Genomic DNA, 14,567 nt, shown 5'->3' on the forward strand with positions numbered 1-14,567 from the left:
AGGCGGGTTGACGCTGGGAGCCAGGTCCCGGCGAAGGCGTCGCGTCAGGGGCCGACTGAAGTGGTGCCCGTGTGAGTGACGTGGTGTCCGTACGGGTGCCGGTTCGATGGCCGGGTCAGCTGCCGGACCCGACGGCCTGCCTCAAGCGGTCGACGTGCTGCCGGACGGCGTCCGCCAGGTCGGTGTAGAACGGCACGCGGGCGGCTGCCTGGAGGATCTCGGTGCAGGCTGTCAGCTCACCCACCCGGCCGACGGGGGTGCCCAGGACATGGGCGAACTCCTTGCGGACCCGTTCCGCGAGGGCCGGTACCGGCAGGGAGTGCAGGAACAGGCAGGAGGCGTCGTATCCGACGGGGGCGGTGCCCCAGCCCTCCCAGTCCATGAGGGTCAGCCGTGGTCCGGTGAGGTTGGCCCAGTGAAGGTCACCGTGTGCGGTGGCCCAGGTGATCTCGCCGGGGGTGATGCCGGTGAACTCCGGGACACGGCGGCGGATGTACGGCTCGCGCACGGCCTGGCGGCCGGTGCCGACGAGGGCGAGTCGATCGAGGGCCCGGCGGAGGTCGTGCCACCAGACATCCGGCACGTCCACCCCATCGCGAAGGACCGGGCTGGAGGACACCGGCGGTGTGTCGACCTGCTCGTACAGCTCGGCCCGGTAGTCCCAGCCGTCGGCCGACCAGTCCACCAGCCCGAGCAGCCTCGGCCGGGGCACGGCCGGGGGGACGGCCCCTGCCGCCTCCCGAGGGCCTTCCCACAGCTTCCCGCCCGCCTTGCCGCTCATTTCGCTGACCAGCCGCAGCCACGCGGGACCGTCCGGGGCGGCGACGGCCCCGGACAGTGTGCGGCCGCTGTACCCCCACACCCCTCCGCCCGCCACGTCGGCAAGGCCCAGCAGGGCGCACGCCGTGCCGCGGGCGGAGAACATGCGGTCCCTGACGGCTTGCTCAGGGGCAGTGAACATCGGCTACCTTCTCCGGCTGACGGCGGCGACACCGGCCGCGACCAGCTCGGAGACGAGGGCTGCGACGTGGACGGCGGGGAGTGAGGAGGCTATCGCCAGTTCACCCAGGGACGGGGTGTCTCCGTCGGCCAGCGGTTTGATCACACCGAGGGCCGGGGCGGCGAACGTCCACTCCTGGCGGACGCAGCGCGGTGACCGTTCCCGAGGGACTAGGCGGCCACTCCCACGGCCTCAGCCAGGGGGTGTGCGAGTACCCGGCGGGTGCCGCTGCGCCGTACGATCCGCCTCCGTCAGGTACCGCTCAGCGTCGCCAGGACGGCCGTCCAGGCCACACGAGATGGCCGCTTGTGGGTTCAACGCGCCACAAGAGGAGTCCGGCTGAAGGGTTGTTCAGCGCCGCCGTGGGCCATGTTTGCCATCACGCCCTCCTCAGTTCTCCTCCCGGCGCCCTCGTCTCCGCTGAGTCGGGGCTCAGGCGAGCGAGAGGGGATGGCCAGGGGCGTACAGACCTTCGCCGACGCCGATCACCTTGTTCCCCGTCACATACACGCTGCGCATCACCAGTACGGGTGCGGGCTCGGTGAGTTCGAGCGCCTCGCAGTCGTCGGCGGTGGCCATCCGGGTGTCCACGGTCTTTGAGGCGACCTGCACGGTGTTGCCTGAACGGTCCTGGTAGACGGCCTGCCATGTGGGGTCACATGCCTGGGGCTCATCCACTTCGGGCACGATCTCGGCGACGTCGAGGTGCACCCAGGATTGCGACGCCTGCAGTACAACGGTCCCCCGGGTCACGGTCCGGGCGCGGTTCACGCACTGGCCCGAGCCCAGGTGGTCGGCGACCCAGTCAGGGGCCTCCACCCGGACGCTCCGCTGGTGATTGATGGTCTCGTTCCGCTGAGCGATGCCCTCAATCCGCTTCTCGCCAACGATCAGCCTGCGGCGGTCGGAGACGAACACGCCCTTGCCCTGCTGGGAGTAGAGGTAGCCCTCTGCCTTGAGCAGTGCGATTCCTCGGTACACGGCGTTGTCGCTCAGTTCGAATTGCTTCATCAGGGCCTGAGTCGGCGGGAGTTTGTTCCCAGGCTCGAGAGTGCCCAGGTCAATACGGGCCTTCAGGTATGCGGCCATCCGAGCCACGGTGCCTGCCACTGCCGCCTCCTCAATCTTCCTATCAGATGTGGTTGACCGTACCCGATGAGTGCCCTAACTTCCCACAAGAAGCCACTTCCTACAGGAAGTTGCCCTGACCTGGTCGGGTCGACTTCCTGTGCCCGGAATTTGAGGAGCTGCTGACGTGCCGAAGCGTATCGGTCCGGTCTTCGACTGTCTGTTGCGGCTGTTACTGCCGCCGTTCGGGCGCCGTCGTGCCCGCCTGCCGCTCGCGGCCGGTGGGCACGGTACGGGGGCATCGGGTTCCGTGACCGTGCCCGAATCACTACGGGGGCGGGGACAGCCGTTCGGGGAGGTTTCCCCCGAGGGGTGGGACGGGGTCCTTCTGGACGCCGGTACGGCCGTGGTTGTCCGGCCGTACCTCCCGGTGTCGGAGGCGGCGCGGGAGCGGGAACGGCAGCGGATCCGGGACTGGCAGGAACGGGAGCGGCAGCGCTTGCGCGGGCTGGGGCTCAAGTGGGGGGCAGCTGACGGTCCGGTCGGTCCCGTGTGCGGGGACGCGTCCGCGCCCCAGGCGAAGTCGGGAGGTGCGGTGTGATCTCGCTGACCAAACAGCCCTGGCCCCTTCCCCGTCCTCGGGTGTGTGGTGCCACCGCGTTGATGCCGGTCGGTCTGATCGCGGCGATGTTCGCGTCGGTCCACGATTCCAGTGCTCCGGAGAATGTGCGGCCGGTGCTCGCTGCCTGCTCCAGGAGCATTCCGTCGGCCGTCATCACGACCTGGTGTGGGAGCTGGATGACGCGAGCGAGGGCGAGGTGTGGGCCCAGTGGGCGGACGGCCGGCGCCCCGACGCCTTCCGGGTCGTGCCCGACTGCAACACCCTCTCCGGGCCCACCCCCAAGGACGAGGCATGCATCCTGTACGCCGGTCACCCCGGATGCCACACCTGGCAGTACACCGACCCCGAACACGAAGCCATCGAAAACAGCCCGGAACTCCAGCGGGCCCTCTCCGACATCCTCAAGGCTGTCATCCAGCGCACCCCGCACGGCGAGGCCACCCGATGAACGCCGGTACCCCGCCCGCCCCGGGCACCTCCCACCTGACCATCGAGACCTACCGCATCCGGGCGGCCGACGGCGAGCGCGTCGACCGCACTCGGACACGCGTCTACCGCCCCGGACCCGGACCCCTCACCCTCGCCGACACCCTCCGCTGGCCCCCCTGCCACTGCCCCCGCTGCCGCACCGGCGACAAACCGCCCGGCGCCTGGTAGCCCGTGAGCACCCTCCGTCCGGTGCTCGGTGAGGCCCGGACGGAGGGCTGCCAAGGGCCGGGGCCGGGCGCACCTCGATCGCCGGGACGACCGGCAAGCGACCCGCCCCCTTCCCACGGCCCCGCCCCGCCCCCTCCCTCCTGCGTTGACCTCCGAAGTCCCCATGAAGTGAGCCCCGTTGACGCCGCTCCCACCCCACACCCCTCGCCGCGTGAAAGAGTTCACCCCGGATCGGATCGAACTGATCGTCGAAACGAAGGCTGGAGTCGTCATGCCGCAGATCGATACGAGCAAGGTGAGCCGATGGGATCAGCACGGACGGGAACATGTGGTGAGAGTCGAACGCACCGGCGTGCAGCGCACCATCAGCTGTGATACCTGCGACTGGCGCAAGAGCGCGCAGTTCCTGCCCTGGCTGAAGGCGCAGGAGCATCTCGCCGAGGCCCATCAGGCGACCGTGGACCCCACGAACTCCACGCCCGGCAGCGGCTGAGCGTCCGGCCGGATCAGCAGCAGGGACTTGCCGACCGTCTCGCGCCTCGCCAGGGCGAGATGGGCATCGGCCGCCCGCTCCAGGGGATACGTCGCCCCGATCACCGGACGCAGCCCGCCCCGCGCCGTGCGGGTGAGGGCCGTCGTGAGGAGGTTCCGCACCTCCTCCGCGCCGGGCGAGCCGGACTCCAGGGAGTTGGTCACCGTCACACCGCGCCGCGCCGCCAGGTGCGGGTCGATGTCCGCGAAGCCGCTCGACGTGCCGTAGGTGACGAAGCGGCCCCCCTTCGCCACCGTCTCGAACACCTCTCTGCCCAGGGGACCGCCCGCGCCGTCGTACGCCAGGTCCACCCCCGCGCCGCCCGTCGCCTCCACCACCCGCCGCTGCCAGCCCGGCTCCGAGTAGTCCACGGCGATCTGTGCGCCCAACTCCCGTGCCAGCGCCAGTTTCCGCTCGCCCCGGGCCGCCGCGATCACCCGCGCGCCCGCCTCCCGCGCCAGCTGCACCAGCAGCGAGCCCGCTCCCCCGGCCGCCGCCGCGACCAGCACCCATTCCCCCCACTCGATGCCTCCCTCACCGACCAGCATCTGTGCCGTCACCCCGTCGTGCAGCAGGGCCGCCGCCCGCGCGGGCGTCACACCGTCCGGCACCTCCACCGTGTCCTGGACCTCGGCGATCATCCGCTCGGCATAGCCGCCCGTGCCCCGCGCGAGCACCAGGCGCCCGATCCAGCCGGCGTCGACCCCCTCCCCCACCGACAGCACCCGCCCGGCGCCGCCGCCCCCGGGGATGTACGGCGGCTTGAGCGGGAAGTACTCCCCACCCCAGCCGGTGCGCAGCAGCGTGTCCAGGAAGATGATGTCGGCGGCGGCCATCCCCATCACCAGCTGCCCGGGCCCGGCCACCGGATCGGCGACCCGCTCCGCCACCAGTACCTCCGGCCCGCCGAACTCCCGCACCCTGATCGCCCGCATCCCCATCACCACTTCCGCTCCGAGAGCCCGTGCCCTGCCCGCGCCCCGCGTCCGGCTCACCGCCCGGTCCGCCCTGCCACTCGGAACGTAGAACCTCAAGAGCGGTTCAGGTCAACCCGAACCGGACACCCCCACCCAGACCACGACACCCGGCAGCACCCCGGCAGCCCCCACCCGGCGCCACCCCGGCAGCACCCCACCCGGCACCCCACCCGGCGTCACCCCCGCCAGCACCCCACGCCACCCCACGTCACTGCGAACGCAACCCCCCCAGCAACAGCTCCAGCAACGCCTCCAGATCCGTCTCCACCTCCGGGCGCACCCACTCCGCCGCGTAGCACGGGTCATGGAAACGGCCGCTGGCCTGGAACAGCGCGCGGGCCGTGAGCTGTTCGTCGGACGTGCTGAACACGCCCGTCGCCACGCCGTCGCCGACTATCCGGGTCAGCTGCGCGGTGAGGTCCGTGACATGGTCGTCGACCGCCTGGACCGCCTCGTCGACCAGCACCATGTAGGTCGCGAACAGCTCGGGATCCTCGCCCGCCTTGCGGCGCTTGGCATCGAACAGCGCCCACAGCCAGGAGCGCAACCGCTCCTCCGGGTCGCTGTGCTCCCCGGCGATCACGGACAGCCGCTCCGACGTCCGGTCCAGCCACCGCTTGGTCACCGCCTCGCGCAGCGCCGCCTTGGTGCGGAAGTGGCGGTACACACTGCCGTGGCTGACGCCGAGCGCGCGGGCCACGTCGACCACGGTGGCCTTGGCCGGGCCGTGGCGGCGGAGCACCTCCTCGGTCACCTCAAGGATGCGCTCGGTGGTGAGGGTCTCGCTGGTGGGTGGCATGTCACTGACCGTACCTGGGGCCGCACCCGGCGGTCCGGTCAGCGTTCGCTGTCGAGGTGGGCCAGCTGTCCCGCCGGGTAGCGCTCGCCCGCCGCCGCGCCCGCCGGGACAGCCCGCTCGATCGCCGCGAGGTCCGGCTCGTCCAGCGTCACGGCGAGCGCGCCCAGCGCCTCGGTCAGCCGGTCCCGGCTGCGGGCGCCGACCAGCGGCACGATGTCCTCGCCTCTGGACAGCACCCAGGCGATGGCGATCTGGGCGACGCTCACCCCCTTGCGCCCGGCGATCTCGCGCAGCGCCTCGACCAGGCCCAGGTTGTGCCGGAGATTCTCGCCCTGGAAGCGCGGGGACAGCGCGCGGAAGTCATTGGCCGCGAGCTGCCGGTCGGCGCTGAAGTGACCGGAGATCAGCCCCCGGGACAGCACTCCGTACGCGGTGACGCCGATGCCCAGCTCGCGGGCGGTCGGCAGGATCTCGGCCTCGATGCCGCGCGAGATCAGCGAGTACTCGATCTGGAGGTCCGAGACCGGGGCCGTGGCGGCGGCCCGCCGGATCGTCCCGGCACCCACCTCGCTGAGGCCGATGTGCCGTACATACCCCTGCTCCACCAGCTCCGCGATCGCGCCGACCGTCTCCTCGATCGGCACGGCCGCGTCGAGGCGGGCGATCCGGTAGATGTCGATGTGGTCGGTGCCCAGGCGCTGGAGGGAGTACGCCGCGAAGTTCTTCACCGCCGCCGGCCGCCCGTCGTACCCGCTCCAGCCGCCGTCCGGGTCGCGCAGGGCGCCGAACTTCACGCTGACCAGCGCCTGTTCACGACCGGCCGCGGAAGCCGTGCGCAGGGCCTCGCCGATCAGGAGTTCGTTGTGCCCCATGCCGTAGAAGTCGCCGGTGTCGAGCAGGGTCACGCCCGCCTCCAGCGCGGCGTGGATGGTCGCGATCGACTCGGCCCGGTCCACGTCCCCGTACAGCGCGGACATGCCCATGCAGCCGAGGCCCAGGGCCGAGACCCGGGGACCGGTCCGGCCGAGCGCACGTGTCTGTGTCGTCGTCATGCCTCCACGATGGCACGACAGCTGACAGATTTCAATATCTGTCAGCTGTCATTTGTCAGCCAGGCTCCCTGTGCGCGCGATTGGTCCAGACCTATTGACGAATGGTCTGGACCGCGCGACTGTCATGTCTACGACATTCACCTGCACCACTCACCCACTCCCACCGGGAGGTCAGGAATGTTCCGCCGCAGACTGCGCCTGCTGGCCGCCGCCCTCGCGACCGCCTGTCTCGCCCCCCTCACCATCGCCCTCGCCCAGCCCGCCGCCGCCGCCGACACCTGTGCGGTCAAGTCCCGACCCACCGGCAAGGTGCTCCAGGGCTACTGGGAGAACTGGGACGGCGCCGCCAACGGGGTCCATCCGCCCTTCGGCTGGACCCCGATCACCGATCCCCGGATCGGCCAGCACGGCTACAACGTGATCAACGCGGCCTTCCCCGTGATCCTGCCCGACGGCACCGCGCTGTGGCAGGACGGCATGGACAACGGGGTGAAGGTGGCCACGCCCGCCGAGATGTGCGCCGCGAAGGCCGCCGGGCAGACGATCCTGCTGTCGATCGGCGGCGCCACCGCCGGTATCGACCTCAGCTCCGCCACCGTCGCCGACCGGTTCGTCGCGACCATCGTCCCGATCCTCAAGACGTACAACTTCGACGGCATCGACATCGACATCGAGACCGGCCTGATCGGCAGCGGCAACATCAACACCCTGTCCGCGTCCCAGGCCAACCTGATCCGGATCATCGACGGCATCCTCGCCCAGATGCCCGCCAACTTCGGCCTCACCATGGCCCCGGAGACGGCGTACGTCACCGGCGGCAGCGTGGTCTACGGCTCGATCTGGGGCGCGTACCTGCCGATCATCAAGAAGTACGCCGACAACGGCCGGCTGTGGTGGCTCAACATGCAGTACTACAACGGCAGTTTCTACGGCTGCTCCGGCGACTCCTACTCCGCCGGAACCGTCCAGGGCTTCATCGCCCAGACCGACTGCCTCAACCGGGGGCTGGTCATCCAGGGCACGACGATCCGTGTCCCGTACGACAAGCAGGTCCCGGGCCTGCCCGCACAGTCGGGCGCGGGCGGCGGCTACATGACGCCGTCCCTGGTCTCCCAGGCCTGGCAGAACTACGGCACCAGCCTCAAGGGCCTGATGACCTGGTCCATCAACTGGGACGGCTCCCGCAACTGGACCTTCGGCGACAACGTCAAGGCCCTGCAAGGGCGTTAGCCCCCGCCCGCTACCGCGAGGTGAACGCCAGCTTCGCGCCCAGCGCCACGAACGACCCCGCGAAACTCCGCCGCAGCCAGGTCATCACCCTCGGCCGGGAGATGACCTGGCTGCGCACGGACGCGGCGAGCACCCCGTACACCGCGAAGACGACGAACGTCGCCAGCATGAAGACCCCGCTCAGCACCAGCATCCGCAGCAGCGCGTGCGGCTCACCGGGGGTGACGAACTGGGGCAGGAAGGCGAAGAAGAAGATCGTCAGCTTCGGGTTGAGGATGTTGATCAGCACGCCCCGCCAGATCATCTGCCCCGGCGACAGCGGCGCGGCCTCGCCGTCGACCCCGATCGCGTCCCGGTCCCTGAGGGTGGCCCACGCCATGTAGAGCAGATAGGCGACACCGGCGTACTTGAGCACCTGGAACGCCGTGGCGCTCGCGTGCAGCAGCGCGGCCACGCCGGTGATCGTCGCCAGCATGTGGGGCACGATCCCGACCGTGCAGCCGAACGCCGCCACGACACTGGCCCGCCGCCCGCGCGACAGCCCGGCCGCGAGGGTGTAGACGACGCCGGTACCGGGGGTGGCGACCACGACGAGGGTGGTCAGCAGGAACGCGAGACTCATACGCCCCAGCGTGCCGCCGCGCGCGGCCCGGCCACAGGGCCAATCCGGGACCCGTATCGGGGACCAATGCAGGGGACCGATGCAGGCCCCTCAAGGGGACCAATGCAGGCCCCTCGAAGGAAGACACCGGACGGCAAACGCCCGTCCCCTCCACCCCGACAGCCGAGGCCGGGGTGGAGGGGACGGGCGTACCGGGAGACCGTCAGGCGCCGATCAGGCGGCCCGCCAGGTACCCCTCGATCTGGTCGAGAGACACCCGCTCCTGCTTCATGGAGTCCCGCTCGCGGACCGTGACCGCGTTGTCCTCCAGCGTGTCGAAGTCGACGGTGACGCAGTACGGCGTACCGATCTCGTCCTGGCGGCGGTAGCGGCGGCCGATGGCGCCCGCGTCGTCGAACTCGATGTTCCAGTTCTGCCGCAGCGCCTGGGCGAGCCCCTTGGCCTTCGGGGACAGCTCGGGGTTGCGGGACAGCGGCAGCACGGCGACCTTCACCGGGGCCAGCCGGGGGTCCAGGCGCAGAACCGTGCGCTTCTCCATCTTGCCCTTGGCGTTGGGCGCCTCGTCCTCGATGTACGCGTCCAGCAGGAACGCGAGCATCGCCCGGCCGACACCGGCCGCGGGCTCGATGACGTACGGGGTCCAGCGCTCGCCGGCCTCCTGGTCGAAGTAGGAGAGGTCCTGGCCGGACGCCTTGGAGTGGGCGCCGAGGTCGTAGTCGGTGCGGTTGGCGACGCCCTCCAGCTCGCCCCACTCGCTGCCGCCGAAGCGGAAGCGGTACTCGATGTCGGCGGTGCGCTTGGAGTAGTGGGAGAGCTTCTCGGCCGGGTGGTCGTACCAGCGCATGTTCTCCTCACGCATACCCAGGCCGGTGTACCAGTTCCAGCGCTGCTCCATCCAGTACTCCTGCCACTTCTCGTCCTCACCCGGCTTGACGAAGAACTCCATCTCCATCTGCTCGAACTCGCGGGTACGGAAAATGAAGTTGCCCGGCGTGATCTCGTTGCGGAAGGACTTGCCCATCTGCGCGATGCCGAACGGCGGCTTGCGCCGCGAAGTCGTCTGCACCTGGGCGAAGTTGGTGAAAATACCCTGGGCGGTCTCCGGGCGCAGGTACGCGACCGAGCCGGAGTCCTGGGTGGGGCCGAGGTGGGTGGAGAGCAGACCGGAGAACGACTTCGGCTCGGTGAACTGGCCCTTGGTACCGCAGTTGGGGCAGTTGATGTCGGCGAGCCCGTTCTCCGGGGCGCGGCCCTTCTTCTCCTGGTACGCCTCCTCCAGGTGGTCCGCGCGGAACCGCTTGTGGCAGGAGGTGCACTCGGTGAGCGGGTCGGTGAAGGTGGCGACATGGCCGGAGGCGACCCACACCTCGGGGGCCAGGATGACGGACGAGTCGATACCGACGACGTCCTCGCGCGACGTCACCATGTAGCGCCACCACTGGCGCTTGAGGTTCTCCTTGAGCTCGACACCCAGCGGCCCGTAGTCCCAGGCGGCGCGCTGTCCGCCGTAGATCTCACTGCAAGGGAATACGAAGCCACGGCGCTTGCTCAGGCTGACGATGGTGTCGATCTTGTCGGCGGCCACGGTGCTCTCTTCATTACGACGACGGGCGACGAAGCGAGATGCTTCAGAGCGAATGCCTCAGGTTACCGGCGGTGCCTCCCCCTCAATCAAATCGGTCCCGGGGAGGAAGATCCGCGAGCGGGCCCGGAGAGGGTTCAGGGAGGGCTCGGAGCAGGTCGGGAAGGGGGGCGGGAACCGACTTGTTGACAACGGTTTCCAAATTTGTTGAAAATGACTGTCATGAACGTACGTCGACACCTCATACCCACGGCGGCCGTGACCGCCCTGGGTCTCGCCGCCCTCACCGCCTGCTCCACCGACGGCAGCGCCGCGGCGGGCAACACCGACAAGTTCGATGTCGTCGCGTCGTTCTACCCGATGCAGTACCTCGCCGAGCAGATCGGCGGGGACCATGTGAACGTCAGCACGCTGACCGAGCCCGGTCAGGAACCCCATGACCTGGAGCTGAGCGCCCGGCAGACCGCGCAGCTGGGCGAGGCCGACGCGGTGCTCTACCTCAAGAGCCTCCAGCCCGCCGTGGACGAGGCCGTCGCCCAGTCCGAGGTCGGGACCAAGATCGACGCCGCCTCGCTGACCGGCCTGGAGGACCACGGCGACATCGAGCACAGCCACGAGGGCGAGGACGCCGCCGCCGAGGAGCCCCCCGCCGATGAGTCCGGGGCCGCGGATCCCGCCCTCGACCCGCATGTCTGGCTGGACCCGGTGAAGTACGCCCAGATCGCCGACGGCGTGGGCGCCGCCTTCGAGAAGGCCGACCCGGACCACGCGGCCGACTACCGGAAGAACACCGCCGCCCTGGTCGACAAGCTCGGTGATCTCAACACCCGCTTCACCGAGGGCCTCCAGAACACCGACACCAAGGTCTTCTTCACCAACCACGCCGCCTTCGGCTATCTCGCCGAGCGCTACGGCCTCACCCAGGAGGCCATCAACGGCCTGGACCCGGAGAGCGAGCCGACCCCGGCCCGGATCAAGGAGCTTCAGGACGAGGCCAAGGCGGACGGAGTGACCACCGTGTTCTACGAGACACTGGTCTCCGACGAGACCGCGAAGACCCTCGCCGCCGACGCGGGCCTGAAGACGGACGTCCTGGACCCCCTCGAAGGCATCACCGACAAGTCCAGGGGCGACGACTACATCCAGGTCATGGACGCGAACCTGGCGGCGCTCCAGAAGGCCCTGGGAAGCGCATGACAGACACGCAGGACACGCAGGACAGACCCGTATGACAGCCACGCAGGACAGCCACGCATGACAGACACGGAGGACGCCATGGGTGCGAGCGCCGAGACCGAGGCCGTGATCTCCCTGCGCGGGGTGAGCGCGGAACTGGGCTCGCGCCCGGTGCTGCGCGGCATCGACTTCACCGTCCGCCGCGCCGAGGTCGTCGCGCTGCTCGGCGCGAACGGCTCCGGCAAGTCGACGGCCGTGCGCAGCGTCATCGGGCAGGTGCCGGTGAGCGCCGGGCGGATCGAGCTGTTCGGCACCGAGCGCGGCAGGTTCCGCGACTGGGCGCGGATCGGCTACGTCCCGCAGCGCACCACGGCCTCGGGCGGGGTGCCCGCCACGGTGACCGAGGTGGTCTCCGCGGGCCGACTGTCCCGTACCCGCTTCGGCGTCTTCCGCAAGGCCGACCGGGCGGCCGTCCGCCGGGCCCTGGAGCAGGTCGGCATGGCGGACCGGGCGGGCGACCCGGTCGACGCGCTCTCCGGCGGACAGCACCAGCGGGTGCTGATCGCCCGCGCGCTGGCCGCAGCCCCCGAACTGCTGATCATGGACGAGCCGATGGCGGGCGTGGACCTGGCCAGCCAGGAGGTCCTCGCGGGCACCCTGCGCGAGCAGGTCGCGGCCGGTACGACCGTGCTGCTGGTGCTGCACGAGCTGGGCCCGCTGGAGCCGCTGATCGACCGCGCGGTGGTGCTCCGCGACGGCTGTGTCCTGCACGACGGCCCGCCGCCCAAGGCCCTGGGCCAGCACGCCCTGCCGGGCCACGACCATGTCCACCCGCACGCCCCCGAGGGCGCGTCGCCGATCCGTACGGGACTGCTCAGCTGATGGAGATCCTGAACTACGCCTTCATGCAGCGGGCCCTGCTCGCCGCCGTCCTGGTCGGCATCACCGCCCCGGCCGTCGGCATCTACCTGGTGCAGCGCCGCCAGGCCCTGATGGGCGACGGCATCGGCCATGTCGCGATGACCGGCGTCGGCCTCGGCTTCCTGCTGTCCTGGTCCCCGGTGTGGATGGCGACCCTGATCTCGGTCCTCGGCGCGGTCCTCATGGAACTGATCCGCTGGTACGGCCGCACCCGCGGCGACATCGCCCTCGCCATGCTCTTCTACGGCGGTATGGCCGGCGGCGTGATGTTCATCAACCTCGCGCCGGGCGGCTCCAACGCCAATCTCACCTCGTATCTCTTCGGGTCGCTGTCGACGGTCTCGGAGTCGGACGTCACCGCGATCTGTCTGCTGGCGGCGTTCGTGATCCTGGTCACCCTCGGGCTGCGGCGGCAGCTGTTCGCGGTGAGCCAGGACGAGGAGTTCGCGCGGGTGACGGGGCTGCCGGTGCGGGCCCTGAATCTGCTGACGGCGATCACCGCGGCGGTCACGGTCACCGTGGCGATGCGGGTGGTCGGGCTGCTGCTGGTGTCGGCGCTGATGGTGGTGCCGGTGGCGGCGGCGCAGCAGCTGAGCCGGAGCTTCGCGGCGACGTTCGCGATCTCCGTCGCGCTCGGGGTGGCCGTGACGCTCGGCGGGACCGTCACCTCGTACTACCAGGACGTGCCGCCCGGTGCGACGATCGTATTGCTGACCATCGGCGCGTTCGGGGTACTGACCGTGCTGGCGGCTCCGCTGGCCCGGCGCCGGGCCCGGCTCGCCGCCGCGGCCGAGCCCGCCGGGGACCCTGCGGAATGCGTGGTCCCGGCCGCCCGGGGAGCGCAGAAGGGGATCGGCGTCTGACCGCGGACCGGCTGGGCTGGCACAATGGCGCCCGGCACACCGCAGACGCAAGGAGGCAACCAGTGACCACCGCTGGACCGCCCGTGAAGGGCCGCGCCACCCGGCAGCGTGCCGCCGTGGCCGCGGCACTGGACGAGGTCGATGAGTTCCGCAGCGCCCAGGAGCTGCACGACATGCTCAAGCACAAGGGTGACGCGGTCGGGCTGACCACGGTGTACCGGACGCTTCAGTCGCTGGCCGACGCCGGTGAGGTGGATGTGCTGCGCACGTCCGAGGGGGAGTCGGTGTATCGCCGGTGTTCCTCCGGGGAGCACCATCATCATCTGGTGTGCCGGGCCTGCGGGAAGGCCGTCGAGGTGGCGGGGCCTGCCGTGGAGTCCTGGGCGGAGGCGATCGCCGCGGAGCATGGGTTTGTGAATGTGGCGCATACGGTGGAGATTTTTGGCACCTGTGCGGAGTGTGCTGCCGCTGGGGCGTGAGCGCCGTGGTGGTTGATGCCGGGTTCGGGCTGTCCCGCCGTCGTGGCTGGTCGCGCAGTTCCCCGCGCCCCTGAGGGGAGGGGCGGGGGCTGCGCCCCCCCGCCCCTCCCCTCCCCCGCCCCTCTCCGCTACTGCTGCCTGCCTTCCATTGCCAGGAGTTCCTCGTTGGGGATCGCGCCGCCGAAGCGGCGGTCTCGGGAGGCGTATTCCAGGCAGGCTCGCCAGAGGTCGCGGCGGTCGAAGTCGGGCCACAGGACGTCCTGGAAGACCATTTCGGCATAGGCGCTCTGCCACAGGAGATAGTTGGACGTGCGCTGTTCGCCGCTGGGGCGCAGGAACAGGTCGACGTCGGGCATGTCGGGGTAGTACAGGTACTTCGCGAAGGTCTTCTCGGTGACCTTCCCGGGGTCGAGGCGGCCGGCCCGGACGTCCTCGGCGAGGGATTTGGCGGCGTCGGCGATCTCGGCCCGGCCGCCGTAGTTCATGCAGAAATACAGGGTGAGCCGGTCGTTGTCCTTGGTCTGTTCCTGGGCGATCTGGAGTTCCTTGGCGACCGACTTCCACAGCTTGGGCATCCGGCCCACCCAGCGGACCCGGACGCCGAGGGAGTCGAGCTGGTCGCGGGACTTGCGGATGAAGTCACGGTTGAAGTTCATCAGGAAGCGCACCTCGTCGGGTGAGCGCTTCCAGTTCTCGGTGGAGAACGCGTACAGGGAGATGCTGCCCACGCCCATCTCGACGGCGCCCTGAAGGACGTCCAGGACGCACTCGGCGCCCACCTTGTGGCCCTCGGTGCGCGGCAGGCCGCGTTCCTTGGCCCAGCGGCCGTTACCGTCCATGACGATCGCCACATGGCGCGGGATCAGCTCACCGGGCAGCTTCGGCGGGCGGGCACCGGAGGGGTGCGGTTGCGGTGTGCTGTACTCGCGGCGCTGGCGCCCCAGGATCCCGCGTACCACCATGTGCTTCTCGTCTCCTCTTGCCCGT

Annotated in this window: 17 protein-coding genes; 9 read left to right on the top strand and 8 right to left on the bottom strand. The window is 70.2% G+C overall.

The genetic code is table 11. The features are described 5' to 3' along the window. Positions 1-115: 115 nt before the first annotated feature. Both ACFRFC_RS34140 and ACFRFC_RS34145 read right to left on the bottom strand, forming a co-directional pair. Entirely contained in the window at positions 116-961 is an 846-nt protein-coding gene (locus tag ACFRFC_RS34140; RefSeq protein ID WP_382689143.1) for a hypothetical protein, read from the bottom strand. 471 nt (positions 962-1,432) lie between these two features. Beyond that, the gene (locus ACFRFC_RS34145; protein ID WP_382689140.1) at positions 1,433-2,089 is read right to left on the bottom strand and encodes a GntR family transcriptional regulator; all 657 of its coding nucleotides are present in this window, start codon (positions 2,087-2,089) and stop codon (positions 1,433-1,435) included. A gap of 166 nt (positions 2,090-2,255) precedes the next feature. Here ACFRFC_RS34145 and ACFRFC_RS34150 point away from each other — a divergent pair, with 166 nt between their 5' ends. The 4 genes from ACFRFC_RS34150 (at position 2,256) to ACFRFC_RS34165 (ending at position 3,840) form a co-directional block, all read left to right on the top strand. Further along, positions 2,256-2,669, top strand: coding sequence for a hypothetical protein (locus ACFRFC_RS34150; protein WP_382689137.1), 414 nt, complete (start codon positions 2,256-2,258; stop codon positions 2,667-2,669). A 184-nt stretch (positions 2,670-2,853) separates the two neighbouring features. Then, positions 2,854-3,138, top strand: coding sequence for a hypothetical protein (locus ACFRFC_RS34155; protein ID WP_382689135.1), 285 nt, complete (start codon positions 2,854-2,856; stop codon positions 3,136-3,138). After that, entirely contained in the window at positions 3,135-3,347 is a 213-nt protein-coding gene (locus tag ACFRFC_RS34160) for a hypothetical protein (protein WP_382689132.1), read from the top strand. Before ACFRFC_RS34155 ends, ACFRFC_RS34160 begins: the two co-directional genes overlap by 4 nt. Positions 3,348-3,618: 271 nt before the next feature. Beyond that, positions 3,619-3,840 (top strand): hypothetical protein, encoded by a 222-nt coding sequence (locus ACFRFC_RS34165; protein WP_382689237.1) that lies wholly within the window; start codon positions 3,619-3,621, stop codon positions 3,838-3,840. Here the strand turns inward: ACFRFC_RS34165 and ACFRFC_RS34170 are convergent. The 3 genes from ACFRFC_RS34170 to ACFRFC_RS34180 all read right to left on the bottom strand — a co-directional run bounded on the left by ACFRFC_RS34170 (position 3,795) and on the right by ACFRFC_RS34180 (position 6,707). Next, complete coding sequence (locus ACFRFC_RS34170; protein WP_382689130.1) at positions 3,795-4,814, bottom strand: zinc-binding dehydrogenase; 1,020 nt, start codon at positions 4,812-4,814, stop codon at positions 3,795-3,797. The genes ACFRFC_RS34165 and ACFRFC_RS34170 overlap by 46 nt on opposite strands. Before the next feature lie 250 nt (positions 4,815-5,064). Next, positions 5,065-5,655 (bottom strand): TetR family transcriptional regulator, encoded by a 591-nt coding sequence (locus ACFRFC_RS34175; protein WP_382689128.1) that lies wholly within the window; start codon positions 5,653-5,655, stop codon positions 5,065-5,067. A 38-nt stretch (positions 5,656-5,693) separates the two neighbouring features. After that, entirely contained in the window at positions 5,694-6,707 is a 1,014-nt protein-coding gene (locus ACFRFC_RS34180) for an aldo/keto reductase (RefSeq protein WP_382689125.1), read from the bottom strand. 177 nt (positions 6,708-6,884) lie between these two features. Here ACFRFC_RS34180 and ACFRFC_RS34185 point away from each other — a divergent pair, with 177 nt between their 5' ends. Further along, the gene (locus ACFRFC_RS34185) at positions 6,885-7,937 is read left to right on the top strand and encodes a chitinase (protein ID WP_382689124.1); all 1,053 of its coding nucleotides are present in this window, start codon (positions 6,885-6,887) and stop codon (positions 7,935-7,937) included. A 10-nt stretch (positions 7,938-7,947) separates the two neighbouring features. Here the strand turns inward: ACFRFC_RS34185 and ACFRFC_RS34190 are convergent, their stop codons facing one another. Then, positions 7,948-8,559 (bottom strand): LysE family translocator, encoded by a 612-nt coding sequence (locus ACFRFC_RS34190; protein WP_382689121.1) that lies wholly within the window; start codon positions 8,557-8,559, stop codon positions 7,948-7,950. A 202-nt stretch (positions 8,560-8,761) separates the two neighbouring features. Then, entirely contained in the window at positions 8,762-10,144 is a 1,383-nt protein-coding gene (locus ACFRFC_RS34195; RefSeq protein WP_382689118.1) for a glycine--tRNA ligase, read from the bottom strand. A 219-nt stretch (positions 10,145-10,363) separates the two neighbouring features. On the opposite strand from ACFRFC_RS34195, the gene ACFRFC_RS34200 reads away from it, so the two are divergent. The 4 genes from ACFRFC_RS34200 to ACFRFC_RS34215 all read left to right on the top strand — a co-directional run bounded on the left by ACFRFC_RS34200 (position 10,364) and on the right by ACFRFC_RS34215 (position 13,580). Then, the gene (locus tag ACFRFC_RS34200; RefSeq protein WP_382689115.1) at positions 10,364-11,338 is read left to right on the top strand and encodes a metal ABC transporter solute-binding protein, Zn/Mn family; all 975 of its coding nucleotides are present in this window, start codon (positions 10,364-10,366) and stop codon (positions 11,336-11,338) included. A gap of 57 nt (positions 11,339-11,395) precedes the next feature. After that, positions 11,396-12,199, top strand: a complete 804-nt coding sequence (locus ACFRFC_RS34205) for a metal ABC transporter ATP-binding protein (RefSeq protein ID WP_382689113.1) — start codon at positions 11,396-11,398, stop codon at positions 12,197-12,199. Then, entirely contained in the window at positions 12,199-13,101 is a 903-nt protein-coding gene (locus ACFRFC_RS34210; RefSeq protein ID WP_382689111.1) for a metal ABC transporter permease, read from the top strand. Before ACFRFC_RS34205 ends, ACFRFC_RS34210 begins: the two co-directional genes overlap by 1 nt. A gap of 62 nt (positions 13,102-13,163) precedes the next feature. Continuing rightward, positions 13,164-13,580, top strand: coding sequence for a Fur family transcriptional regulator (locus ACFRFC_RS34215; protein WP_382689108.1), 417 nt, complete (start codon positions 13,164-13,166; stop codon positions 13,578-13,580). Positions 13,581-13,708: 128 nt separating this feature from the next. Here ACFRFC_RS34215 and ACFRFC_RS34220 read toward each other — a convergent pair whose 3' ends face one another. Further along, positions 13,709-14,542, bottom strand: coding sequence for an isoprenyl transferase (locus tag ACFRFC_RS34220; RefSeq protein ID WP_382689106.1), 834 nt, complete (start codon positions 14,540-14,542; stop codon positions 13,709-13,711). Positions 14,543-14,567 lie beyond the last annotated feature (25 nt).

Source organism: Streptomyces sp. NPDC056734, from assembly GCF_042790455.1.
Lineage (GTDB): Bacteria > Actinomycetota > Actinomycetes > Streptomycetales > Streptomycetaceae > Streptomyces.